At 68.0% G+C, this 23193-nt stretch carries 24 protein-coding genes, 1 tRNA gene and 1 other RNA gene; 22 read left to right on the forward strand and 4 right to left on the reverse strand.

Translation table 11 applies throughout. The annotated features are described in order from the left end of the window. The first annotated feature begins 390 nt into the window (after positions 1–390). The 5 genes from fdhE to selD all read left to right on the forward strand — a co-directional run bounded on the left by fdhE (position 391) and on the right by selD (position 5957). Positions 391–1374, forward strand: a complete 984-nt coding sequence (gene fdhE / locus ARC63_RS07395) for a formate dehydrogenase accessory protein FdhE (RefSeq protein ID WP_010484040.1) — start codon at positions 391–393, stop codon at positions 1372–1374. 4 nt (positions 1375–1378) lie between these two features. Further along, positions 1379–2803, forward strand: a complete 1425-nt coding sequence (gene selA / locus ARC63_RS07400; RefSeq protein ID WP_057502919.1) for an L-seryl-tRNA(Sec) selenium transferase — start codon at positions 1379–1381, stop codon at positions 2801–2803. After that, a complete protein-coding gene (gene selB, locus ARC63_RS07405; protein ID WP_057502947.1) occupies positions 2800–4731 on the forward strand; it encodes a selenocysteine-specific translation elongation factor in 1932 nt (643 codons plus the stop codon). The genes selA and selB overlap by 4 nt, the downstream gene beginning before the upstream one ends. Before the next feature lie 24 nt (positions 4732–4755). Continuing rightward, positions 4756–4851, forward strand: a tRNA-Sec gene (locus ARC63_RS07410). 26 nt (positions 4852–4877) lie between these two features. Continuing rightward, positions 4878–5957 carry a selenide, water dikinase SelD gene (gene selD, locus ARC63_RS07415; RefSeq protein ID WP_057502920.1) on the forward strand — a complete coding sequence of 360 codons (1080 nt, stop codon included), beginning with the start codon at positions 4878–4880 and terminating at the stop codon, positions 5955–5957. A gap of 57 nt (positions 5958–6014) precedes the next feature. Here selD and ARC63_RS07420 read toward each other — a convergent pair whose 3' ends face one another. Then, positions 6015–6875 (reverse strand): YicC/YloC family endoribonuclease, encoded by an 861-nt coding sequence (locus tag ARC63_RS07420; protein WP_057502921.1) that lies wholly within the window; start codon positions 6873–6875, stop codon positions 6015–6017. Between the two features lie 124 nt (positions 6876–6999). Here ARC63_RS07420 and rph point away from each other — a divergent pair, with 124 nt between their 5' ends. The 7 genes from rph (at position 7000) to pepQ (ending at position 14168) form a co-directional block, all read left to right on the forward strand. Then, complete coding sequence (gene rph, locus ARC63_RS07425) at positions 7000–7725, forward strand: ribonuclease PH (RefSeq protein WP_008267511.1); 726 nt, start codon at positions 7000–7002, stop codon at positions 7723–7725. Continuing rightward, a complete protein-coding gene (locus ARC63_RS07430) occupies positions 7722–8111 on the forward strand; it encodes a VOC family protein (protein ID WP_057502922.1) in 390 nt (129 codons plus the stop codon). Before rph ends, ARC63_RS07430 begins: the two co-directional genes overlap by 4 nt. Further along, the gene (rdgB, locus tag ARC63_RS07435; protein ID WP_010484033.1) at positions 8108–8704 is read left to right on the forward strand and encodes an RdgB/HAM1 family non-canonical purine NTP pyrophosphatase; all 597 of its coding nucleotides are present in this window, start codon (positions 8108–8110) and stop codon (positions 8702–8704) included. The genes ARC63_RS07430 and rdgB overlap by 4 nt, the downstream gene beginning before the upstream one ends. A gap of 56 nt (positions 8705–8760) precedes the next feature. Next, positions 8761–9987 (forward strand): radical SAM family heme chaperone HemW, encoded by a 1227-nt coding sequence (gene hemW / locus ARC63_RS07440; RefSeq protein ID WP_057502923.1) that lies wholly within the window; start codon positions 8761–8763, stop codon positions 9985–9987. Between the two features lie 123 nt (positions 9988–10110). Further along, positions 10111–12390: a DUF1631 family protein gene (locus ARC63_RS07445; protein WP_057502924.1), complete on the forward strand. Its 2280-nt coding sequence runs from the start codon at positions 10111–10113 to the stop codon at positions 12388–12390. Next, positions 12387–12761, forward strand: a complete 375-nt coding sequence (locus ARC63_RS07450; protein WP_010484030.1) for a PilZ domain-containing protein — start codon at positions 12387–12389, stop codon at positions 12759–12761. Before ARC63_RS07445 ends, ARC63_RS07450 begins: the two co-directional genes overlap by 4 nt. Positions 12762–12836: 75 nt before the next feature. Continuing rightward, positions 12837–14168 carry a Xaa-Pro dipeptidase gene (gene pepQ / locus ARC63_RS07455; protein ID WP_057502925.1) on the forward strand — a complete coding sequence of 444 codons (1332 nt, stop codon included), beginning with the start codon at positions 12837–12839 and terminating at the stop codon, positions 14166–14168. A 558-nt stretch (positions 14169–14726) separates the two neighbouring features. Here the strand turns inward: pepQ and ARC63_RS07460 are convergent. Together ARC63_RS07460 and ARC63_RS07465 are read right to left on the reverse strand one after the other, a co-directional pair. After that, complete coding sequence (locus ARC63_RS07460; protein ID WP_029379908.1) at positions 14727–16049, reverse strand: aminopeptidase P N-terminal domain-containing protein; 1323 nt, start codon at positions 16047–16049, stop codon at positions 14727–14729. Between the two features lie 5 nt (positions 16050–16054). Continuing rightward, the gene (locus ARC63_RS07465; protein ID WP_057502926.1) at positions 16055–16603 is read right to left on the reverse strand and encodes a YecA/YgfB family protein; all 549 of its coding nucleotides are present in this window, start codon (positions 16601–16603) and stop codon (positions 16055–16057) included. A gap of 153 nt (positions 16604–16756) precedes the next feature. Between ARC63_RS07465 and ARC63_RS07470 the strand changes: the two genes are divergently transcribed. The 8 genes from ARC63_RS07470 to ARC63_RS07500 all read left to right on the forward strand — a co-directional run bounded on the left by ARC63_RS07470 (position 16757) and on the right by ARC63_RS07500 (position 20870). Beyond that, positions 16757–16978 carry a TIGR02449 family protein gene (locus ARC63_RS07470; protein WP_005410898.1) on the forward strand — a complete coding sequence of 74 codons (222 nt, stop codon included), beginning with the start codon at positions 16757–16759 and terminating at the stop codon, positions 16976–16978. Next, positions 16975–17271 (forward strand): cell division protein ZapA, encoded by a 297-nt coding sequence (locus tag ARC63_RS07475; protein ID WP_010484026.1) that lies wholly within the window; start codon positions 16975–16977, stop codon positions 17269–17271. Before ARC63_RS07470 ends, ARC63_RS07475 begins: the two co-directional genes overlap by 4 nt. A 97-nt stretch (positions 17272–17368) precedes the next feature. Further along, positions 17369–17554, forward strand: a non-coding RNA gene (gene ssrS / locus ARC63_RS22520) — 6S RNA. 83 nt (positions 17555–17637) lie between these two features. Next, a complete protein-coding gene (locus tag ARC63_RS07480) occupies positions 17638–18231 on the forward strand; it encodes a 5-formyltetrahydrofolate cyclo-ligase (protein ID WP_019338637.1) in 594 nt (197 codons plus the stop codon). After that, the gene (locus ARC63_RS07485; protein WP_019338636.1) at positions 18228–18707 is read left to right on the forward strand and encodes an EVE domain-containing protein; all 480 of its coding nucleotides are present in this window, start codon (positions 18228–18230) and stop codon (positions 18705–18707) included. The genes ARC63_RS07480 and ARC63_RS07485 overlap by 4 nt, the downstream gene beginning before the upstream one ends. Positions 18708–18729: 22 nt before the next feature. Beyond that, positions 18730–19377, forward strand: a complete 648-nt coding sequence (gene rpiA / locus ARC63_RS07490) for a ribose-5-phosphate isomerase RpiA (RefSeq protein WP_006389802.1) — start codon at positions 18730–18732, stop codon at positions 19375–19377. A gap of 21 nt (positions 19378–19398) precedes the next feature. Next, positions 19399–19842: a DUF192 domain-containing protein gene (locus tag ARC63_RS07495; protein WP_010484023.1), complete on the forward strand. Its 444-nt coding sequence runs from the start codon at positions 19399–19401 to the stop codon at positions 19840–19842. Positions 19843–20024: 182 nt separating this feature from the next. Then, positions 20025–20870 (forward strand): SirB1 family protein, encoded by an 846-nt coding sequence (locus tag ARC63_RS07500; protein ID WP_010484022.1) that lies wholly within the window; start codon positions 20025–20027, stop codon positions 20868–20870. Between the two features lie 78 nt (positions 20871–20948). On the opposite strand, the gene ARC63_RS07505 is transcribed toward ARC63_RS07500, so the two are convergent. Next, positions 20949–21173, reverse strand: a complete 225-nt coding sequence (locus tag ARC63_RS07505; protein ID WP_014038358.1) for a rubredoxin — start codon at positions 21171–21173, stop codon at positions 20949–20951. A 34-nt stretch (positions 21174–21207) separates the two neighbouring features. Between ARC63_RS07505 and thiE the strand changes: the two genes are divergently transcribed. Further along, positions 21208–21834, forward strand: coding sequence for a thiamine phosphate synthase (gene thiE / locus ARC63_RS07510; RefSeq protein ID WP_010484020.1), 627 nt, complete (start codon positions 21208–21210; stop codon positions 21832–21834). A 16-nt stretch (positions 21835–21850) separates the two neighbouring features. After that, positions 21851–23140 carry a glutamate-1-semialdehyde 2,1-aminomutase gene (gene hemL / locus ARC63_RS07515; protein WP_057502927.1) on the forward strand — a complete coding sequence of 430 codons (1290 nt, stop codon included), beginning with the start codon at positions 21851–21853 and terminating at the stop codon, positions 23138–23140. The last annotated feature ends 53 nt before the right edge of the window (positions 23141–23193 follow it).

Genomic DNA, 23193 nt, shown 5'->3' on the forward strand with positions numbered 1-23193 from the left:
AAGAAGACGCAATACGAGATTCGCTTTGTTCTCGGGGGCTCTGAGTGGGGTAAAGGAGACAGGTCCTCCTGAGGGGTGGCCGGGTGGGTCCGGTTGCGGGGGACGCCGTAAACCCGTCCTTGGGGGCTTGGCCGCGGCATCCATGCCGCGGACACCCCCGCAACCGGACCCACCCCGCCTTCGACAGTTTCCCGCTGCTGTCGGAATGGCATGAGCTGCTCTTGGTGGGTGTCGACCTTGGTCGACACGATGAACATGGCAACGACCGAAACCGGTTTTTGTAGAGTCGAGCCATGCTCGACTGCTTTGCTCGACTGCGTTGTTTGAACACGCTGGACGCCAGCGCCGACAACGGCGAGGATGGAGGCTGGTTCTTCTGGCTGGCCCTGCATGGCGCAACGCATCCTTGAACCCGGTGAGATCGAGACACTGGCCTCGCGCGATGTTCCGCGCATCATCCTGCCCGATGTCGCTTCCCTGTTCGCCGAGCGCGCGACGCGCCTGCGCAGCCTGGCTGCGCACAGTGCCATCGGCGGTTACCTGCAGCTGCTGGCGGCGTTGGCAGATGCACAGCAGGCACTGCTGGACGAACTGACACCACAGCAACGCGAAGCGCTGCAATCGCAGGCACGTGCGCAGCAGTCGAGTGCGGCGGCCGGTGCCGGCATGCCGTTGCGGCCGGCCAACACGCTTCACCTGGATGGACGCTGGCGCGACTGGCTGCGCACGCTGTGCCAGCACTGTGCCGACGAGGCCGGGCTGCCGGCGGAAACCCGCCAGGAGTTGCAGCGCGTCGCCGCGGCCGACGATGCCTGGCTGGAGGCGCAGGCCCATGCCGTGCTGGAGCGTGATGATGCGCCATCGGTGGACGCGGTCGCGGCGCTGCTGGTGATGAACGCACTGCAGGTCTACTGGGCGGTGCTGGCGGACAGCTTCCGCTCCACCGACCTGAAACCGCTGGCCGATGCACCCGGCCTGTGCCCGTTGTGCGGCTCGCTACCGGTGGTCAGCGTGGTGCAGGCACGCCCACCCTATGCGTCCTACCGTTACCTGTCGTGCTCGCTGTGCGCGTGCCAGTGGCACTACGTGCGCGTGCAGTGCAGCCAGTGTGGCACCGCCGGCAAGGACATCGCCTACCGCGCCCTGGCCGATGTGGATGGCGACAGCGGCGAGGCCGTGCGCGAGAGCGCGGTCCGTGCCGAGACCTGCGACCACTGCCACAGCTACCGCAAGATCCTGTACCTGGAAAAGGATCCCTCACTGGAACCGGTCGCCGATGACCTCGGCACGTTGGCGCTGGACCTGCTGCTGGGCGAAGAAGGTTATGCGCGCGCCAGCCAGAATCCGCTGCTGTGGCAATCCGACGGCGAGTGAGGCGATGACAGCCACGCCCTCCACCCCGGCATCGGTTTCCGCCCTGCCCTCGCTGGACCGGTTGCTGCGCCTGCCTGCCCTGGCAGCACTGATCGAGGGCCACGGCCATAGTCGTATCACCCGGCTGCTGCGTTCGCACCTGCAGGTGCTGCGCGACCGTATCAGCGCCGGCCAGCTTTCGGCCGCGCAGCTGCAGGAAGCGGTTGGCGGTCCGGCGCTGGTCGCGGCGATCGAGTCCGCACTGGCGGCCGATGCACGGCTGGATCTGCAGCCGATGTTCAATCTGACCGGCACCGTACTGCACACCAATCTCGGGCGCGCATTGCTCCCCGATGCCGCCGTGCACGCGGTCAGCCGCGCGATGACCGCACCGGTGGATCTGGAGTTCGACGTCATCCGTGGTCGTCGCGGCGACCGCGATGCACGGGTGCAGGCATTGATCTGCGAACTGACCGGCGCTGAAGCCGCCACCGTGGTCAACAACAATGCGGCGGCGGTCCTGCTGCTGCTCAACAGCCTGGCCAACCGCCGCGACGTGGTGGTGTCGCGCGGCGAACTGGTGGAGATCGGTGGCGCCTTCCGCATTCCCGACGTGATGCGCAGCGCCGGTGCGCGACTGCTGGAAGTGGGCACCACCAACCGCACCCATCCGGCTGACTTCGCCAACGCCATCGGCACCCGCACCGCACTGCTGATGGAGGTGCACGCCAGCAACTACGCGATCACCGGCTTCACCGCCAAGGTCGACACCGCGGCGATGGCGGCAATCGCGCACGAACATGGCCTGCCGCTGGTGGTGGACCTGGGCAGTGGCAGCCTGTGCGATCTGGCCACGTTCGGCCTACCGCACGAGCCCACTGTGCAGGAAACGCTGGCAGCCGGCGCCGATCTGGTTTCGTTCAGTGGCGACAAGCTGCTGGGTGGGCCTCAGGCCGGCATCATCGCCGGCCGCGCCGACCTGATCGCGCGGATCAACCGCAACCCGCTCAAGCGCGCGCTGCGCATGGACAAGATGGGCCTGGCTGCGCTGGAAGCGGTGCTGGCCCTGTACCGCGAACCGGAGATGCTGGCACAGCGCCTGCCGACCCTGCGCACGCTGTCGCGCACGCAGGACGACATCGATGCGCAGGCCCAGCGCCTGCTGCAGCCGATGCGTGCCTCGCTGGCGACGGACTACACCCTCGAGCCTGCTTCGATGCACAGCCAGATCGGCAGCGGCGCGCAGCCACAGGCGCAGCTTGCCAGCGCCGGACTGCGCATTGCCAGCGCACGCCGTGGCGGACTGGATCGCCTGGCCAAGCGCTTGCGTCAGCTGCCGCGCCCGGTGCTGGGCCGCATTGCCGATGACGCGTTGTGGCTGGACCTGCGCTGCCTGGAACCCGGGGACGAAGCGGCCTTCCTCGCCCAATGGAGCGCGCTGCAGGCATGATCGTCGGCACCGCCGGGCATATCGACCATGGCAAAACAAGCCTGGTACGCGCACTGACCGGCATCGAAACCGATCGCCTGCAGGAAGAGCGTACGCGCGGCATATCGATCGAACTGGGCTACGCCTATGTCCCGGTGGAAAGCAGGGACGTCGAAGGCTCGGCCGCGACGCTGGGCTTCGTCGACGTTCCGGGCCATGAGCGCTTCGTGCACACGATGGTGGCCGGCGCCACGGGTATCGATGTCGCCCTGCTGGTGATCGCTGCCGACGACGGCGTGATGCCACAGACCCGCGAGCATCTGGCCATCCTGCAACTGCTGGGCGTCGACCGCGGTGCGGTGGCGCTGACCAAGATCGACCGTGTGGATGTAGCGCGCATCGCCCGGGTCGAGATCGAGATCGCTGCGCTGCTGGCCGGAACGCCGCTACAGGATTCCCCTGTATTCGCCTGCAACAGCACCTCAGCCGATGATGCCGGCATCAGTGCACTGCGTACCCAGCTGCACGCGTGGGCGGCGGACGACGCCAGCGCGCGCCAGGCCGCACTGCGCAGCGAACTGTTCCGCATGCCGGTGGACCGCGTGTTCTCGCTGGCCGGCCACGGCACGCTGGTGACCGGCGCGGTACATGGCGGCATCGCCTTGGTGGGTGAGCATCTGCAGCTGATGCCGGCCGCCACTGAAGTGCGCATACGCAGCATCCACGCGCAGAACCAGGCCAGCGACCACGCGATGGCCGGGCAGCGCTGCGCGTTGAACCTGGCAGCCATCGCTCGTGACGACATCCGCCGTGGCGACTGGATCGCCGACCCGCGCGCACTGCTGCCCACCACCCGCGTTGATGTGCGCCTGCGGCTGTCCGCGTTGGCCGCGCCATTGCGCGACTGGGCGCCGCTGCATATCCACTGGGGCACGATGCACCGGCAGGCCCATGTGGTGCTGCTGGAGGACGACGATTACGGCAATGGGCAGTTGGTGCAACTGGTGTTCGATGCGCCGGTCTGTGCGATGTGTGGCGATCGCTTCATTGCCCGCGACTCGGCGGCAACCCGTACGCTGGGCGGCGGTGTCGTACTCGATCCGGATCCGCCACAGCGGCGGCGGCGCAGCCCTGCACGCCTGGCGTGGCTGGTGGCGCTGGAACAGCTGGCCACCAGCGCAGATGTTGGCCCGCTGCTTCAGCAGGCGGCCACCGGAATTCCATTGGCCGCACTGCAGCGCTACTGCCGGCGCGCCGCCGACCGGATCGATCTTCCTGCAGGCGCACAGCGCATCGCCACCCGCGACGACACGGTGGTCATCCTCGCTGCGCACTGGCAGGTGCTACGCGAACAGGTAATCGCCTCACTGCGTGGCTGGCATGAACGACGCCCTGACGAACCCGGTGTCGACAGCGGGCGCCTGCAACGCAGTACCCTGCCTGCACTGGCAACGAGCCTGTGGAACGCGCTTCTCCAGGACCTGCTGGACGACGGCAGCGTGCAGCGCGTGGGCGCCTGGTGGCGCCTGCCCGGCCATGACCATGCGCCACCGGAACGCGAGCGTCTGCTGCTGGAACGCGTGCTGCCGCAACTGCACGCCGGTGGCTTCGATCCGCCGTGGGTGCGCACCCTGGCCGCCGACATCGGCCTGGCCGAAGACGAGGTCCGCGCCATTCTGCGCCGCGCCACCACACGTGGCGAACTGTTCCAGGTGGTACCGGATCTGTTCTATGCACCGGCCCGCATTGCCGAGCTGGCCGCGATCGTCGCGCAGCTGTCGCAGGCCAGCGGCGCGGTGGATGCGGCCGCTTTCCGCGATGCCATCGGCCTGGGCCGCAAGCGCAGCATCCAGATCTTGGAGTTCTTCAATCGCGTTGGCTACACTCGACGCGTCGGTGACCAGCATCGGCCGCGTGGCGACCTGCAGTGGAACGCAGCCCGCGACTGAGCCCACCGCTACCGCCGTACTTTCGGAAGGCATGCGCATCCGGGCATGCGGCTGGGCTTCAAACCCAGTAGGGGGCGTCGATCGTTCCCTGGTAGGTTCGACTCCTGCTGCCTTCCGCCATTCGTGTTTCCGCAGGAGATGTCGGCATGGCCACGCACGCGCAGTCCCCCGCCCCTTCAACGGCCGATGCCCCGCAACGACTGACCTCGCTGGCGCATGGCGGCGGCTGCGGCTGCAAGATCGCGCCGGGCGTGCTGACCGAACTGCTGCGCGGCGTGCCGGCGCTTCCGGCACCGGCTGAGCTGCTGGTTGGTCGCGAGACCAGCGACGACGCGGCGGTATACCGCCTTGATGACCGCCAGGCGATCGTCGCCACCACCGATTTCTTCATGCCGATTGTCGACGACCCGTTCGACTTCGGCCGCATCGCCGCCACCAATGCGCTGTCCGACCTGTATGCAATGGGCGCACGGCCATTGTTCGCGCTGGCCATCGTCGGCATGCCGATCAACAGCCTGCCGCAGGACACCATCCGCGGCATCCTGCAGGGCGGCGAACGTGCCTGCGCCGATGCCGGCATCGTGGTGGCCGGTGGCCACAGCATCGATTCGGTGGAACCCATCTATGGCCTGGCCGCGATCGGCGTGCTCGACCCGCAGCGGCTCAAGCGCAATGCCGATGCCAGCGCCGGCGATGTGCTGGTGCTGGGCAAGCCGCTGGGCGTGGGCGTGTATTCGTCAGCACTGAAAAAAGAAGTGCTGGACGCCGACGGCTACCGGCAGATGATCGAATCGACCACCCGCCTGAACAGCGTGGGCGTATCGCTGGCCGCGCTGGACGGCGTGCACGCGATGACCGACGTGACCGGTTTCGGCCTGCTCGGCCACCTGCTGGAAGTGTGCCGCGCCAGTGGCGTGGCCGCCGAGGTGGACAGTGCACAGGTGCCGCTGCTGCCACAGGCGCTGGAGCTGCTGCAGCGTGGCTGCGTGACCGGCGCCTCCCACCGCAACTGGGCCTCCTATGGCGCCGAGGTGCGCTTCGCCGAGGGGTTGCCAGCATATTGGCAGCCGCTGCTGACCGACCCGCAGACCAGCGGTGGCCTGCTGGTGTCCTGTGCCCCGGAAGCGGTGGATGCGGTGCTGGCCTGTTTCCACGACGCAGGGTTCGGCCAGGCAGCCGTGATCGGCCGCTTGAGCGCTGGAACACCGGGCGTCAGCGTGCGCTGATGCGCGGAAACGACAAGGGCGCCCGAAGGCGCCCTTGTCGTTTCGCCGGGTGCAACATCACTCGATGTTCTGCACCTGTTCGCGGATCTGGTCGATCAGCACCTTCAGCTCCACCGCGGCATTGGACGTGCGGCTGTCCACCGACTTCGAGCCCAGCGTGTTGGCTTCGCGGTTGAACTCCTGCAGCAGGAAGTCCAGGCGGCGGCCGACCGGCTCACGCTGCTTGAGCACGCGGCGGATCTCGACGATGTGGCTGCCAAGACGGTCCAGCTCTTCATCCACGTCCAGCTTCTGCAGCCACAGCACCAGTTCCTGCTCGGCGCGGCCGGGATCGACCGGGTGCGGCAGGTCGGCCAGGCGTGCGGCCAGCTTGGCACGCTGGCCGTCGCGAATGGCCGGAATCAGCACGCGGACTTCGGTGGCGATGCGTTCGATGCCGTCCACGCGCTCGCTGATGGCGGCCGACAACTTGCCGCCTTCGCGCTCACGGGCCTCGACGAAGCCGTCCAGCACCTGGTCCAGCAGGGCCAGTGCCTCGACCTGCAGGGCGGCGGCATCGGTGGCCTCGCCACGGGTCACGCCCGGCAGCTGCAGCAGGTCGGTGAAGCTGACCTGCAGGTTGGGGAAATCGGAGGTCAGGCGGTGTGCCAGGCGGCCCAGCTGGCCCAGTAGGGCCTCGTCCACCTGCAGGTTGGCCGCCGCTTCCGGCGCGCGCAGGCGCATCACCAGATCCAGCTTGCCACGGCTCAGGCGTGCGGCGATGCGCTCGCGCAGCTGCGGTTCGAGCGCCCGCAGTTCCTCGGGCAGGCGGGTGCCGACCTCCAGGAAGCGGTGGTTGACCGAGCGCAGCTCGCAGCCCAGCGTGCCCCACGGGGTGACCCGCTCGCCGCCGGCATAGGCGGTCATGCTTCGAATCATGGATTGTGTCCGGTGCGTGCAAAGGGGGAATGGTACCCTAGCGCCCTCACCAGAGCCCCCTTGCCCGCCCCGTGAAGGCCGCGGGCGTGGCGGCGTACTCCCTCGCCATTACGGAACCCGCACCATGTCCGATTCCCGCCCCAGCGGCCGCCAGCCCGACCAGCTCCGCCCGGTCGTCATCCAACGCGGCTTCACCCGCCACGCCGAAGGTTCGGTCCTGGTGTGCTTCGGTGAAACCCGCGTGCTGTGCACCGCCAGCGTCGAGAACCGCGTGCCGGGCTTCCTGCGCGGCAAGGGCGAAGGCTGGGTCACCGCCGAGTACGGCATGCTGCCGCGCGCCACCCACACCCGTAGTGACCGTGAAGCGGCCCGCGGCAAGCAGGGCGGCCGCACGCTGGAGATCCAGCGCCTGATCGGCCGCAGCCTGCGCGCGTGCGTGGACCGCAACGCGCTGGGCGAGCGCACCATCACCCTCGACTGCGACGTGCTGCAGGCCGACGGTGGCACCCGCACCGCCGCCATCACCGGCGCCTACGTGGCCCTGGTCGATGCAGTGAACGTGCTGATGAAGCGCGGCGACATCAAGCGCAACCCGATCCTGGGCGCAGTGGCCGCCGTGTCGGTGGGCGTCTACCGCGGCACCCCGGTGCTGGACCTGGACTACGCCGAAGACAGCGACTGCGACACCGACATGAACGTGGTGATGAACGACGGTGGCGGCTTCATCGAGCTGCAGGGCACCGCCGAAGGCCATGCCTTCCGTCGCGACGAGCTGGACGCGCTGCTGGGCCTGGCCGAAAAGGGCGTGCGCGAGCTGCTGGCCGCGCAGCAGGCAGCGCTGTCGGCATGAGCCGGCGCCTTGCCCTGACCACCCTGGTGGTGGCCGATTACGACGAAGCCATCGCCTGGTACACCGGCAAGCTCGGCTTCGCACTGTTGGAGGACATCGACCAGGGCCACAAGCGCTGGGTGGTGGTCGGCCCGACCGACGGCAGCGCCGCCGCGCTGCTGCTGGCCCGTGCCAGCAATGAGGAGCAGCGCAGCCGCATCGGCAATCAGACCGGTGGCCGGGTCGCCTTCTTCCTCAACACCGATGACTTCCACCGCGACCACGCGGCGATGCTGGCCGCCGGCGTCGAGTTCCTGGAAGCGCCGCGCGAAGAACCCTATGCAACGGTTGCGGTGTTCCGCGATCTGTATGGCAACACCTGGGACCTGCTGGAGCCCCGTCAATGAAGAAACTGGTACTGGCCAGCCACAACGCCGGCAAGCTGGTGGAGATGCAGGAGATCCTCGCCGACCTGCCGCTGCAGATCACCTCGGCCGCCGAACTCGGCCTGGGTGACGTGGAAGAGACCGGCCTGACCTTCGTCGAGAACGCGCTGCTGAAGGCGCGCGCCGCCTGCGAAGCGACCGGCCTGCCGGCGCTGGCCGATGATTCGGGCCTGATCGTCGACGCCCTCGGCGGTGCGCCGGGCCTGTACAGCGCGCGCTATGCCGGTCACCCGACCAACGCGGCGGCCAACAACGCCAAGCTGCTGGACGCGATGGCCGATGTTCCCGACGGCCAGCGCAGCGCCCGGTTCTATGCGGTGATCGTGCTGCTGCGCCACGCCACCGACCCGCAGCCGCTGATCTGCGAAGGCCGTTGGGAGGGCCAGATCATCCGCGAGCTGCGCGGCACGAATGGTTTCGGCTACAACCCGGTGTTCCTGGACACCACCCACGGCCTGACCGCCGCGGAAATGGAGCCGGCGCTGAAGAACGCCATCAGCCACCGCGCCATTGCCCTGCAGCAGCTCAAGCAACAGCTGGCGACGCTGTACTGACGCCACCCGATCGAACCAGGGAAGCCGGCCAGCGGCCGGCATTACCGAAGAAGCCCATGCCGCACGCCCACGACCACTGCAACCACCTGCCCGGCGAAGCCTGCTCCGCTGACCACGACACGCCGCCGCGGCTGGTGCCGCCACCGCTGTCGCTGTACGTGCACCTGCCGTGGTGCGTGCGCAAATGCCCGTACTGCGATTTCAATTCGCACCAGGCCAAGGGCGACCTGCCGTTCGATGCCTACATCGACGCGCTGCTGCGTGACCTGGACCAGGACCTGCCACTGGTCTGGGGCCGGGTGGTGCACAGCGTGTTCTTCGGTGGTGGTACGCCCAGCCTGTTCCCGCCGGAAGCGATTGACCGCTTCCTGCAGCAGGCCAGCGCGCGCCTGCGCTTTGCCCCCAACGCCGAAATCACCCTGGAGACCAACCCGGGCACCGCCGAGCATGGTCGTTTCGACCGCTACCGCGCGGCCGGCGTGAACCGCCTCAGCTTCGGCATCCAGAGTTTTGACGACGCGATGCTCAAGCGCCTAGGCCGTATCCACGACAGTGGCGAAGCCGAGCGCGCGGTGAAAATGGCGCAGGACGCGGGCTACGACAACTTCAACATCGACCTGATGTACGCGCTGCCGGAACAGACCCTGGCCGGCGCCGAGGCCGATCTGGAACGCGCGTTCGCACTGCAGCCGGCGCACATCTCGCACTACCAGCTGACCCTGGAACCGAACACGGTGTTCTTCGCGCGGCCGCCGCAGGGCATTCCCGATGAAGACAACGCCTGGGACATGCAGGAACACTGCCAGGCACTGCTCGCGCAGGCCGGTTTCGGCCAGTACGAAGTCAGCGCCTATGCGCGCCCCGGCCGGCAGAGCGCACACAACCTGAACTACTGGCGCTTCGGCGATTACCTGGGCATCGGTGCCGGTGCGCACGGCAAGATCAGTTCAGGCGCCGAAGAACACGTGCTGCGCCGCTGGAAGCTGAAGCATCCGCAGGCCTACCTGGACAGCGCGGGTACCCCGGCCTCATTCGGTGGTGACGATGTGATCGCGCCCGAGCGCCTGCCGTTCGAGTACATGCTGAATCTGCTGCGCCTGCACGAAGGTTTCGGCCTGCGCGATTTCGAGTCGCGCACCGGCCTGCCGCGCAGCGTACTGGACGCACCGCTGGCCGAGGCCGTGCAGCGCGGCTGGCTGGACGTGACGGATGGCCATGTGCAGCCGACCGAGCTGGGCCGCCGCTTCACCAACGATGTGGTGAGCCTGTTCCTGGAAGATTGATCTCGCGTGACAGAGGGCCATGCCTGGCGAACGGAAGGCACATCCACCCTAAAGTAGCGCCGACAGCGGCCGACACGGTAGATTCACCAGATCGATCCGCGGGAATCCGGGTACCGCCTACCGATGTCAGCCGTCTTTTCCATCACTCCTGCCGACAAGAACCGACTGGCCGCCAGCGACCTGCCACCGCGGGTACGTGAGCTGTTGGGCGCGCTGATCGGCCTGTGCCGGCAGACGCTGGCCGCGCCCCTGATCCTGACGGTGGAGGCGCTGGAGCAGAATCTGCTTCACGACGCCGACCGCGCACGCAATCCGCAGCAGCAGGCCGAGCTGATGGCCCAGCGCGGGCAGCTGCATGCGTTCTCCGGCCACTTCGCCGACCGTATGCTCGACGCCGTGGCCGATGCCCTCGCACGGCTGCGCGAACCGGCCAGCGGTGTCAGCACCAGTGCTACGCCGCCAGCGCTGCCGGGCATGCTCGGGCTGTCGCTGGTCGATGAGCATGAAGTGGATCGCGACCTGCTGCTGACCGAGATGGTGCGGCGCGAGACGCTGCGTTCAACCAACACACTGAACCTGCTGGGCCAACGCCTGGGCGTACTGGCGGCGGCGCCGGCCTTCGAGGCCGACACCCTGCCACTGGCACCGCAGGCACTGTGCGCGATGGTGCGCCGGATTGCCGAACAGGACGCGCTGAGCGTCGAGGTACAGCTGGCGCTGTATCGCAGTTTCGAACGGCAGGTGCTGGAACGGCTGGGCGATATCCTTGACCGTGCCAATGCCCTGCTGGCCCAGTCCGGAGTACTGCCGGGGCTGGTCTACACCCCCTACCTGGCACGCTCGTCGAGCACGCGGCGGATCATCACCCAGTCGGTGGGTGGCGGCCGCACCACGCAGCCGGCCAAGCGCGCCGCAGCCCCGCTGACCGGCTGGAACGGTTCGGCACCGGCCGGCTCCTGGTCCAGCCTGGTACAGGACGCCTTCCATGGGGGCGGCGCAGCCAGCCCCGCCACGCCGGGCGTAACCACGTCCACCGGCGGTGCATTGCATGAACTGCTGCAGCAGGCACGGCATGCCAGCCCTGCCCCGGCGGACAGCGGCGCGGTGCCCAGCGCGGCAGTCGACGCGGTCCTCGCGCGCCTGCAGGCCCAGTCCAGTGCCGCAACCGGAGTGGCCGACCTGCAGGCTGCCGTGGTCGCGCAGCTGCGCAGCGAGCATGGTGCGCAGGCCCAGCTGGGCAGTCACGACCGTGACAACCTCGACCTGCTGCGCATGCTGATGCAGCAGGTGCAACAGCAGCAGCGTCCCGATCCGGTGCCGGCCGCCCTGCTGGCGCGCCTGCAGGTGCCCCTGGCACGCGCGGCCATGGCCGACCCGGGCTTCTTCGTGCGCGACGAACACCCCGCGCGTGAGCTGCTCAACCAGATCGCCGAAGTCGGCGCCAACTGGCTGGGCGATGACGATGTGGACCCACAGCTGCTGCAGCGCATGGCGCAAAGCGTGCAGGGCCTGCTGGGGCAGGATGCACGTGCGCCGGAGGCCTTTGCCGCCGCCAACGAAGACGTGCAGCAGCACCAGCGCGCGGCGGCCCATCGTGCCGAACTGGCCGAGCGCCGCCATGTGGAAGCCGCGCGCGGCAAGGAACGATTGGAACTGGCCCGTCGCCAGGCCACCGCGCAGATCGACCAGTGCTGCGACACGCAGTCGCCGCCGCGCTTCGTGCAGACCCTGCTGCGCCAGGCCTGGGCCGATGCACTGACCCTCACCCGCCTGCGCCATGGCGACGATTCGCCACAGTGGCAGGAGCGCCTGCAACAGACCGAGCGCATCGCTGCCATCACCGCACAGGCCATCGACGCCCCTGGCGGCACCGATACCACGCTGGCAGCGGAGGTGGAAGCCGCACTGCTGCAGGTCGGCTACCACGCCGAGGAAGCCGCCGCCGTCGCGCGCAGGCTGGCCACGCCCGGCGGCGAGGATGAAAGCACCTCGCGTACCGAGCTCAGCGCACGCCTGAAGGCACGTGCGCGCCTGGGCGAGCACGCCGGCACGAACAGTGGCACCGCACCTGCCACACCGCGCAGCAGTACTGAAGAAGCGGCCTACCAGCAGCTGTCCACGCTGCCGTTCGGCAGCTGGTTCGACATCGACACGGGCGATGGCACGCTGCGCCGCCAGCGCCTGTCCTGGTACAGCCTGCTGACCGGCCATGCGTTGTTCGTCAATGCGCGCGGGCAGAAGATCACCGATACCGACCTGGATACGCTGGCGCGGCAGATCAGTGCCGGGCGCGCGCAGCTGGTCACCGAAGACAAGGGCCGGCTGGTCGACCGTGCCTGGGAAGCCAGCCTCGGTGCGCTGCGTGCACTGGCCACGGGCCGCGCACAGGAGACCCCCGCATGAAAGCCGTACCGCCGCAGGACACCCGCCGCGCGCCGCGCCGCCAGGTCTCGGACCTGGTGCCGGTCACCGACCAGATGCGCGAGTGCGTGGTCGGGCGCCTCGGCAATGTCTCCGAAACCGGCATGCTGATGCTGGCCAGCGTGCCGCTGCGCGAGGATGCGCTGTACCAGCTGCGCTTCCCGTTGCCACTGGGTGATGGCCGCCAGCAGGCCATCGACGTGGGCGTGCATCTGCTATGGAGCGAGCCCGCGCACGTACCCGGGCAAAGCTGGACCGGCTTCCGCTTCCTCACCCTGTCACGCGAGCATCGGCAGCTGCTGCGGCAGTGGGTGGGCGAGGACAGCGACGAGGGACCGGTTTCGACGGCCTGAGTGCCGGTTCCGGCACAGCGGTTTTTCGCGGTATGCGGCAGAATCTAGGGCCGTTTTCCGTGTCGAGCCACCGCAATGATCCAGCAAGACCCCGGCGCCCTGTATTCCGACCACCTGGCCGTGCTGTGCCGATGTGCCGAACAGGCGCTGGCCCGCGGTGGCTTCGATCACCTGGTGGTGCCCAGCGGCACCCTGCACTACCAGGTGTTCGACGACCGCGACTACCCGTATGCGGTCAATCCGCAGTTCAAGGCCTGGCTGCCGCTGACCCGCGTGCCCAACAGCTGGATCGTGTTCACCCCGGGCAAGCGCCCGGCCGTGATCTTCCACCAGCCCTTCGACTACTGGCACGTGGTGCCGGACGCGCCCAGCGGCTGGTGGGTGGAGCACTTCGACATCCACATCATCCGCAAGCCCGAAGAGGCGCTGGCCCTGCTGCCGGCCGACCCGGCGCGCTGCGCGATCCTCGGCGAACCGCAGAGCGCGCTGGGCAATTACGTGCCGAACAACCCGGCGCCGGTGGTGAATTACCTGGAATGGCACCGCGGCAGCAAGACGCCGTATGAGATCGCGCTGATGCGTCAGGCGCAGGTGCTGGGCGTGCGTGGCCACCGTGCCGCCGAAGCCGCGTTCCGCAACGGCGCCGACGAGTTCAGCATCCACATGGCCTATTGCCAGGCCGTCGGCCAGGACGCCAACGAGCTGCCGTACGGCAACATCGTGGCGCTGAACGAGCACGCTGCGGTGCTGCACTACACCGAGCTGGGCCGCAAGGCGCCGCAGCCGCTGCGCAGCTTCCTGATCGATGCCGGTGCCAGCGCCTACGGCTACGCCAGCGACATCACCCGCACCTACGCTGCGCAGGGCCACGACGAGTTTGCTGCGATGATCGCCGCCGTCGACGCCGCCCAGCAGCAGATGTGCGCGGCGGTGCGCCCGGGCTTCGACTACAAGCAGCTGCACGTGGACGCGCATCTTTCGCTGATGGGCGTGCTGAAGGACTTCGGCGTGATCAAGGTATCGCCGCAGACCGCGCTGGAGACCGGCGTCAGCGCCGCGTTCTTCCCGCACGGCATCGGCCACCTGATCGGCCTGCAGGTGCACGACGTGGCGGGTTTCGCGGCCAGCGACGAAGGCGGCCGCATCGAGCGCCCGGCCGGCCACCCTTACCTGCGCCTGACCCGCGTGCTGGAACCGGGCATGGTGGTGACCATCGAACCGGGCCTGTACTTCATCGACATGCTGTTGAACGAAGTGAAGGACGCCAGCCATGGCGACGCGATCAACTGGGAGCGCGTGGACTTCTTCCGCCCGTATGGCGGCATCCGCATCGAAGACGAAGTGCTGTGCACTGATGGCGAGGCGGACAACCTGACGCGGCCGGAGTTTGCGGCGGCCAACGGCTGAGCCCCTCGTGGTTGCCCGTTGAATCAAAAGCCGCGCTTGGCCGGGCGGGGTGGGTTTGCAGGACACGCCGTAAACCCATCCATGGGGGCTCGATGGCGCCATCCATGGCGCCAACGGTCCTGCAAACCCACCCCGCCCAGCCTTTGACAGTTTCCTGCCGCGTCCAACCACGGAAAAGAAAAAAGAAAAGCAGAAGCGGGTCGCTCGCTGCGCTCGCTCTGTGTCGACCAGGGTCGACACCTACCAATCGTCGTTCGTTCCAACAACCGCAATTGCCAGTAGATCCACGCCATGCGTGGATGATTCATTCGATGTCTGATAGATGTGCCGACCAACGGTCGGCACCCACCAACAGCCCCGTGAATCTGTCGAAGGCGGGGTACTGTGGGTTTGCGGGGTGTGAGCCGCATGGATGCGGCGACCAAGCCTCCACGGACGGATTCACGGCGTCCCCGCAAACCCACAGTGCCCCGCCATCCCACGGATAGCCCGCTGTTGCTGTTGCTCCAGCTGTTGCGTCTGCGGGTGCAGGGCTGCAAGCCCTGCAGAGCCCCCCCTTTACCCCGCCATCACCGCTTCGATCTCGTCGGCGCTGCGCGCCAGGCCTTCGGTCAGCACACGATGTCCGTCATCGGTAATGAGCACGTCGTCCTCGGTACGGATGCCGATGCCGCGCCAGCGCGGCTCCACCGTCGTGTCGTCCACGCCGATGTACAGCCCCGGCTCGATGGTGAACGCCATGCCCGGCTCCAGCAGGCGTGAATCACCGGCGAGGCGGTAATCGCCTACATCGTGCACGTCCAATCCGATCCAGTGCCCGGTCTTGTGCCGGTAGAAACGCTGGTACAGGCCCTCGGACAGGTTCTTTTCCAGCGTGCCCTTCAACAGGCCCAGCCGCAGCAGGCCTTCGGTCAGGGTCTGTACCGCCGCCAGGTGGCCAGCCTCATACGGCACGCCCGGCTTGGCCTGGGCCAACGCAGCGGCCTGTGCATCGCCGACCAGGTCGTGCAGTGCACGCTGCTCGGCACTGAAGCGGCCATTCACCGGGAAGGTGCGGGTGATGTCGCTGGCGTAGCCGCGGTATTCGGCACCGGCATCGATCAGCACCAGCTCACCATCGCGCGAACGCGCGTTGTTGTCGCGGTAATGCAGGATGCAGCCGTTGCGGCCGGCGCCGACGATGCTGCAGTACGCCGGCACGGCATCGTTGGCGCGGAACACACGCTCCAGCTCGGCCTGCAGTTCGTATTCGTGGATACCCGCCTTGGCCACCTGCATCGCAGCCAGATGCGCACGCACGCTGATCTGCGCGGCGTGGTGCATCAACGCGACTTCCGCACCCGACTTGAACAGGCGCTGCTCGTGCAGCAGGTGGCCCAGCTCCAGAAACTCATGCGGTGGCTGCGCGCCGTGGCGCACCTGCGAACGCACGCGGTTGACCCAGCCGATCAGCTTCAGGTCGAAGTCGGCATCGCGGCCGAAGTGGTAGTAGACGCGCGAGCGCCCTTCCAGCAGGCCCGGCAGGATGTCGTCCAGATCGTCGATCGGGTAGGCATCGTCCATGCCGTACTGCGCCACCGCGCCTTCCTGGCCGGCGCGGCTGCCGTCCCAGGCCTCGCGCTCGGCATCACGCTCGCGGCAGAACAGGATGGCCTCGCCGTGGCGGCGGCCCGGAATCAGCACCAGCACCGCTTCCGGCTCCGGGAAGCCGCTCAGGTACTGGAAGTCCGAATCCTGGCGGAACGGATAATGGGTATCGAGGCTGCGCACCTTCTCGGCTGCGGCCGGCAGTACCAGGATCGCGTCCTCGCCGGCCATGTCCATCAGCTGGCGGCGGCGACGCTTGTATTCGCCGGCCGCGATGCCGGTGCGCTGCTTGATGTCCATCAGTTCAGGCGCTGCCGATGGCGCGAGGCCAGCACCACGTCACCGTGCAGCAGCAGCACCGCCACGCGGATGAATTCCTCGATCTCCGACAGGGCTTCGTCGTCATCATCGCCGCCGGCCTCGAAATCCTCGCTGGAGGCGCGGGCCAGGCTGGCCATGTCGGTCAGCGCTTCCTCGCCCTCTTCGGACAGGGCTGGCCGGTTGCCACCACTGCCCAGACCGAAGCCGCCCAGGAACGAGCGGGTCCAGCTGAACATGGCATCGGCCTGCGCGGACACGTCATCGTTGTCGGTCAGCAGCAGTTCGAAGGCGAAGTCACGGTCTTCCAGCTGCTTGATGGTGGCCTGCAGCAGCTGCCCCAACACGCTGTCGGCGGCCACCGGCGCCAGGTTGTCGTCGGCCAGCACGCGCGCCGGCCAGTCGTTGCCGGGGGCGCCGCCGGCGGCCAGCCAGCCACACAGCGCGCCGTGCAGCTCGGCAGCGGTGGCGCCCAGGCCCAGCTCCTGGCTGGCGCGGGTAACGTCGTCGACGGAGGGAAGTTCGGTCATCGTGCGGCTCGTTCGGAAAGGAAACCCGGGGCGCGCACGCGCGCGCCCGTGAGACCCCGTAGTGTAGCAACCCGACGGCATCCTCTCCGCACCCGTCCAGCCTTGCTGCGACAACGCTTGACCGCCCTTACCCGGCTTGCCTATCGTGCCCGTATGGAACCCGCTGATCCCCTTGCCCAGCTGCAGGACTTCGCCGCCCGCGTGGAAGCGTTGCTTGAACGCAACCAGCGCCTGGCCGAGGAGAACCGCAGCCTGCGCCACCAGCAGGAACAGCTTGTGGCCGAGCGCTCGACGCTGCTGGCCAAGAATGAGCAGGCACGTTCGCGGGTGGAAGCAATGATCAGCCGGCTCAAATCCCTGGAGCAGCACACATGAGCGCCGAACCGGTCAGTGTCCGCATCCTCGATCGTGAATACACCGTGGGCGTCGGCGGCGATGAACGCGACAGCCTGATGGCCGCCGCGCGCCTGCTGGATGCGCGCATGCGCGAGATCCGCGGCAGCAACCGCATGGCCGCGGTCGATCGCGTCGCCGTGCTGGCCGCGTTGAACCTGGCCCACGAACTGCAGCTGCTGCGCGACGAAAACGCCCGCCAGGCGGTGGCCCTGCAGCAGACGCTGGCCGACCTGAACCGGCGTCTGGACCGCGCCATCGACGGCAACGCCTGAAGGTCGTGCACAACGCGTCTTCTCATATCTGAATTGGCACGGACTGTTGCCGACGAACGGCCTATCCAGATCCTGCGTGCTGGCTATAATGGCCACGCGTTCTCTGCGGTACTCGACGGCATGTGCAAACATTCGCCTTGTCCCTTAAGAACGACACCGGGAGCGCGACAGCGCCGGGAGTGCAGGTCCGCCTTGTAGCGGGAAGCCCGATGGTTCTCCAGCGTTCCCACTTGAGCCCCCGGGTTCAAGGTCGTTTCGCATGCATCGACATTGCGGAGAATGCAATATTCCAGCAAGGGCGGCGTCTTCGGGCGTCGCCCTTGTTCTTTGCGGCACAATGACGGCTGATCCTTGCCGCACGCTGCCATGACCGACCCGCGCCAGGCCCTGCGCCACGACCTGCGGCAACGCCGCCGTGACCTTTCCGCCGCTGAGCGCATCGCCGCCGCCGAATCCCTTGCCGATGCCCTGCTGGCGCTGCCGTTCGCCCCGCGCGAAGGCGCCGTGGCTGGCTACTGGGCGCTGGATGGCGAAATCGCCCTGCACCGCTGGCAGCTGCAACTGCCCGAAGGCCTCACCTACTGCCTGCCGGTGCTGGCCGGTGAGGTGCTGCGCTTCGCACCGTGGCGGCCGGGGCAGCCGCTGACCAGCAACCGCTACGGCATTCCCGAACCGGACGTGGCGGTGGAAGACACCCTGGAACCGGCGCAGATGGCGCTGGTAGTGACCCCGCTGGTGGGTTTCGACGCGCAGTGCCGGCGGCTGGGCATGGGGGGCGGCTGGTATGATCGCAGCTTCGCCTTCCGCCACGATCGGCCGGCGCCGCCCTGGCTGGTCGGTGCTGCGTTTGCGGTGCAGCAGGTCGAGTCCTTGCCGGTGGCGTCGTGGGACGTGCCGGTGGATGCGATCTGCACCGAAGACGGCACCCTGTTCCCCTCCGCTGCCCCCGTGAACGCATGACCGCCCGCAAGCGCTACTGGCTGATGAAGTCCGAACCGGACGCCTTCTCCATCGATGACCTGGCCAAGGTCAAGGTCGAACCCTGGAACGGGGTGCGCAACTACCAGGCGCGCAACTTCATGCGCGATGGCATGCAGGTGGGCGACGGCATCCTGTTCTACCACTCCAATACCAAGGTGCCGGGCATCGTCGGCCTGGCCACGGTGGCCAGCACGGCCTACCCGGACGACACCCAGTTCGATCCGAAATCCGACTACCACGACCCCAAGAGCACGCGCGAGAACCCGCGCTGGATGCTGGTGGACGTGGCCTTCGACCGCAAGCTCAAGCAGGTGATCGCGCTGGACGAGATCAAGCTGCACGCTGATGAGCTCGGCGAAGGCTTCCCGCTGGTTGCCAAGGGCAACCGCCTGTCGGTGTTCCCGGTGACGGCCGCGCAGTGGAAGCTGCTGCTGTCGCTGGAAAAGAAATCCTGATTCCCTGCCTGAGAGTTCTCCCATGTCCGAAGCCAAGCGCCTGGCCGCCGAGAAAGCCATCGAGTACGTAGAAGACGGCATGATCGTCGGTGTCGGCACCGGTTCCACCGTGGCCTATTTCATCGATGCCCTGGCCCGCATCCAGCACCGCATCAAGGGCGCCGTATCCAGCTCCGAGCAGAGCACCGCGCGCCTGAAGCAGCACGGCATCGAGGTGATCGAGCTGAACCATAGCGGCAACCTGTCGCTGTACGTGGACGGCGCCGATGAGTGCGACGCCAACAAGTGCCTGATCAAGGGCGGCGGTGCCGCGCTGACCCGCGAGAAGATCATCGCCGAGGCCAGCGAGCGCTTCATCTGCATCGTCGACCCGAGCAAGCAGGTGCCGGTGCTGGGCAAATTCCCGCTGCCGGTGGAAGTGATCCCGATGGCGCGCAGCCTGGTCGCCCGCCAGATCCGCGACATGACCGGCGGCCAGCCGACCTGGCGCGAAGGCGTGGTCACCGACAACGGCAACCAGATCCTGGACATCCACAACCTGCAGATCACCGATCCGGAAAAGCTGGAGCGCGAACTCAACCAGCTGCCGGGCGTGGTCTGCGTCGGCCTGTTCGCACGCCGCCGCGCCGATGTGGTGATCGTCGGCGGCGAGCCGCCGGTCGTGCTCTGACCCTTTCGAAGGATCCTGACGATGTCGCTGTTGCGTTCGCTGCTGATGCTTCCGCTGCTGGCCCTGGCCGGCTGCGCCACCGATGCGGCCCGCCATTGGGTCGAGCTGGATGGCGCCCGCTACCAGGTCGAGCTGGCCACCAACGATGAAACCCGCGCGCGCGGGTTGATGTTCCGCGACCAGATGGCCGCCGACCACGGCATGCTGTTCATCCACGACCGCGAGGAAATGCAGGCGTACTGGATGAAGAACACGAAGATCGCGCTGGACATCCTGTACTTCGACAGCGAGCGCAGGCTGGTCAGCCAGCAGCGCGACGTTCCGCCGTGCTCGGCCGGCGACATGTGCCCGCCGTATCCCAGCGGTGGCCCGGCCCGGTACGTGCTGGAGCTCAATGCGGGCCAGGCCGAGAAGCTGAAGCTGAAGGACGGCACCGCGCTGACCTTCGGCCCGGGCATCGAGTAGATCCTCGCCCTGCGTTGAGGAGGAGCGGTAGGCGCCGACCTTGGTCGGCACTGACTTGCCGCGCGCTGGCTGGCTGTGGTGTGGACCAAGGTCCACACCCACCGGAAACCCATCGCCCCAGGCCGTGACTTTTTCACGCGGCACCGCTTGAAACCGCCTGCAAATGTCGCCAGTCTGTGGTCATGCAGGACCGGATCTCTCTCCCCGACTGGGATGCACTGGCCGACCTCGAAGACGAGGCGCTGCCACTGTTGCCGACCGCACTGCTGATCGCGCGCGATGAATACCCCGATCTGCAGCCGTCCACCTACGACGCGTTGATCCAGAGCCATGTCGACCACCTCCGCTCGGAAGTGGACAGCATCGACAACAGCCCGCTGAAGATGGCAGCGATCAACCGCCACCTGTTCGACGAGCTGGGCTACAGCGGCGACCACGACGAGTACTACGACCCGCGCAACAGCTACCTCAACCAGGTATTCGAGCGGCGCCTGGGCAACCCGATCTCACTGGCGCTGGTGCAGATGGAAGTCGCGCGCCGGCTGGGCATTCCGCTCGATGGCGTGTCCTTCCCCGGCCACTTCCTGGTGCGCCTGCCGGTGGACGACGGCGTGCTGGTGATGGACCCGTTCAACGGTGGCCGCCCGTTGGACGTGGACGAACTGCGCGAGCGGGCCAAATCACACTTGGGTGGGCAGATGCCGGACGACCAGGTGCTGGCGCAGATCCTTGACCCGGCGCCGGCGCGCGCGATCCTGATGCGCATGCTGCGTAACCTGCATGGCGTGTACGCCGAGGCCGGCGAGTGGGACCGCGCTGCACGCAGTGCCGATCGCCTGCTGAAGCTGGCCCCGGAGCAGGACGACGCGCTGCGGGATCGCGGCCTGGCCTATCTGCAGCTGGAATATCTGGCCGGTGCCCGCCACGACCTGGGGCAGTACCTGAAGCGCAATCCCGAGGCCAGCGATGCGCAGTGGCTGCGTGAGAAGCTGATCGACCTGGGCGGGCCGGTGCCGCGGCTGCATTGAGGGAGTCGGCGTGTGGACCAACGGTCCACACCCACCCCAACGGTCCGCACCCACAGAAGGGCCTGCAGGCCCTACCGGTCAATCGACTTCAACCATCTCGAAATCGGCCTTGGTCACCCCGCAATCGGGGCAGGTCCAGGTCTCGGGGATGTCCTCCCAGCGCGTCCCCGGCGCGATGCCCTCCTCCGGCAAGCCTTCCGCTTCGCTGTAAAGGAAGCCGCAGACCACGCACATCCAGGTGCGCAAGGTGGTGGGGGTGGCATCGCTCATCGGATAATCAGGGCTGGATTCACGGGCCGCCATTGTCCCATCGCGGCCCACGCACCGGTAGCCATCGATGACTTCTGCTTCCCCGGCGCCCCGCGGCGTCTACCTGATCACCCCGGACGAGCCCGATACCGCGCGCCTGCTGGCCCGTACCGCGCCGCTGCTGGCCGCTGGCGCCACCTGGCTGCAGTACCGCAACAAGACCGCCAACGACGCGCTGCGGCAGGAACAGGCCACCGCCCTGCAGGCGCTGTGCGCGGAGCGCGGCGTGCCGCTGATCATCAACGACGACCCGGCGCTGGCCAAGGCCGTGGGCGCGGCCGGCGTGCACCTGGGCGGCACCGACGGTGACATCCCCAGCGCGCGCGCCCTGCTCGGCCCCGACGCCATCATCGGCGCCTCCTGCTACGACCAGTTGGCCAATGCCGAGAAGGCCGTGGCTGCCGGCGCCAGCTACGTGGCCTTCGGCGCGTTCTTCCCGACCACCACCAAGATCACCACCAGCCGCGCCCATACCGACCTGCTGCGGCAAAGCGCCGCACTGGGCGTGCCGCGGGTGGCGATCGGCGGGCTGACGCCGGACAATGTCGGTCCCATCATCGACGCCGGCGCCGACCTGGTGGCCGTGGTCAGCGGCATTTACGCCGCGCAGGACCCGGTCGCGACCCAGCGCGCCTACCTCGCCCAGTTCGCGTAACGCCCAGGAAAGCCCCATGAACCACGACCAGTCCCACGCCCTGTTCTCCCGCGCCCAGCAGCTGCTGCCGGGCGGCGTCAATTCGCCGGTGCGCGCGTTCAAGTCGGTCGGCGGCGAGCCGTTCTTCGTCGAACGCGCCGACGGCGCCTACCTGTACGACGTCGACGGCAACCGCTACATCGACTACGTCGGTTCCTGGGGCCCGATGATCGTCGGCCACAACCACCCGGCGGTGCGCCAGGCGGTGAAGAAGGCGATCGACAACGGGCTGTCGTTCGGTGCGCCGTGCGCGGCCGAAGTGACCATGGCCGAAACCATCACCCGGCTGGTGCCGTCGTGCGAGATGGTGCGCATGGTCAACTCCGGCACCGAGGCCACGCTGTCGGCGATCCGGCTGGCGCGTGGCGCCACCGGCCGCAACCGCATCGTCAAGTTCGAAGGCTGCTACCACGGCCACGGCGACTCGTTCCTGGTCAAGGCCGGCAGTGGCATGTTGACCCTGGGCGTGCCGACCTCGCCGGGCGTCCCGGCCGGCCTGAGCGAGCTGACCCTGACCCTGCCCTACAACGATTTCGAAGCCGCCACCGCGCTGTTCGAACAGCAAGGTCACGACATCGCCGGCCTGATCATCGAACCGGTGGTCGGCAACGCCAACTGCATCCCGCCGCGCGAGGGGTACCTGCAGCACCTGCGCGAACTGTGCACGAAGCATGGCGCGCTGCTGATCTTCGATGAAGTGATGACCGGCTTCCGCGTCGCCCTCGGCGGTGCGCAGGCGCACTACGGCATCACCCCGGACCTGACCACCTTCGGCAAGATCATCGGCGGCGGCATGCCGGTGGGCGCCTACGGCGGTCGTCGCGAGCTGATGCAGCAGATCGCCCCGGCCGGCCCGATCTACCAGGCCGGTACGCTGAGCGGCAATCCGGTGGCAATGGCCGCTGGCCTGGCGATGCTGGAGCTGATCCAGCAGCCGGGTTTCCACGCCGACCTGGCCGAGCGCACGGCGCGCCTGTGCGCCGGTCTGGAAGCCGCCGCCGCCGAAGCCGGCGTGGCCGTGACCACCACCCGCGTGGGCGCGATGTTCGGGCTGTTCTTCACCAACGAGAAGGTGGAGACCTATGCACAGGCCACCGCCTGTGACATTCCGGCGTTCAACCGCTTCTTCCACGCAATGCTGGACCAGGGCGTGTTCCTGGCACCGTCTGCGTACGAGGCCGGCTTCCTGTCCAGCGCGCACGACGATGCCGTGATCGAAGCAACGCTGGCCGCTGCACGCGTGGCGTTCAAGGCCGCCAAGGGCTGAGCCCTGCTCTGGTAGGTGCCAAGCTTGGTTGGCACTGCCGCATCTGGTGGGTG

The sequence above is a fragment of the Stenotrophomonas geniculata ATCC 19374 = JCM 13324 genome (assembly GCF_001431625.1).
Lineage (GTDB): Bacteria > Pseudomonadota > Gammaproteobacteria > Xanthomonadales > Xanthomonadaceae > Stenotrophomonas > Stenotrophomonas geniculata.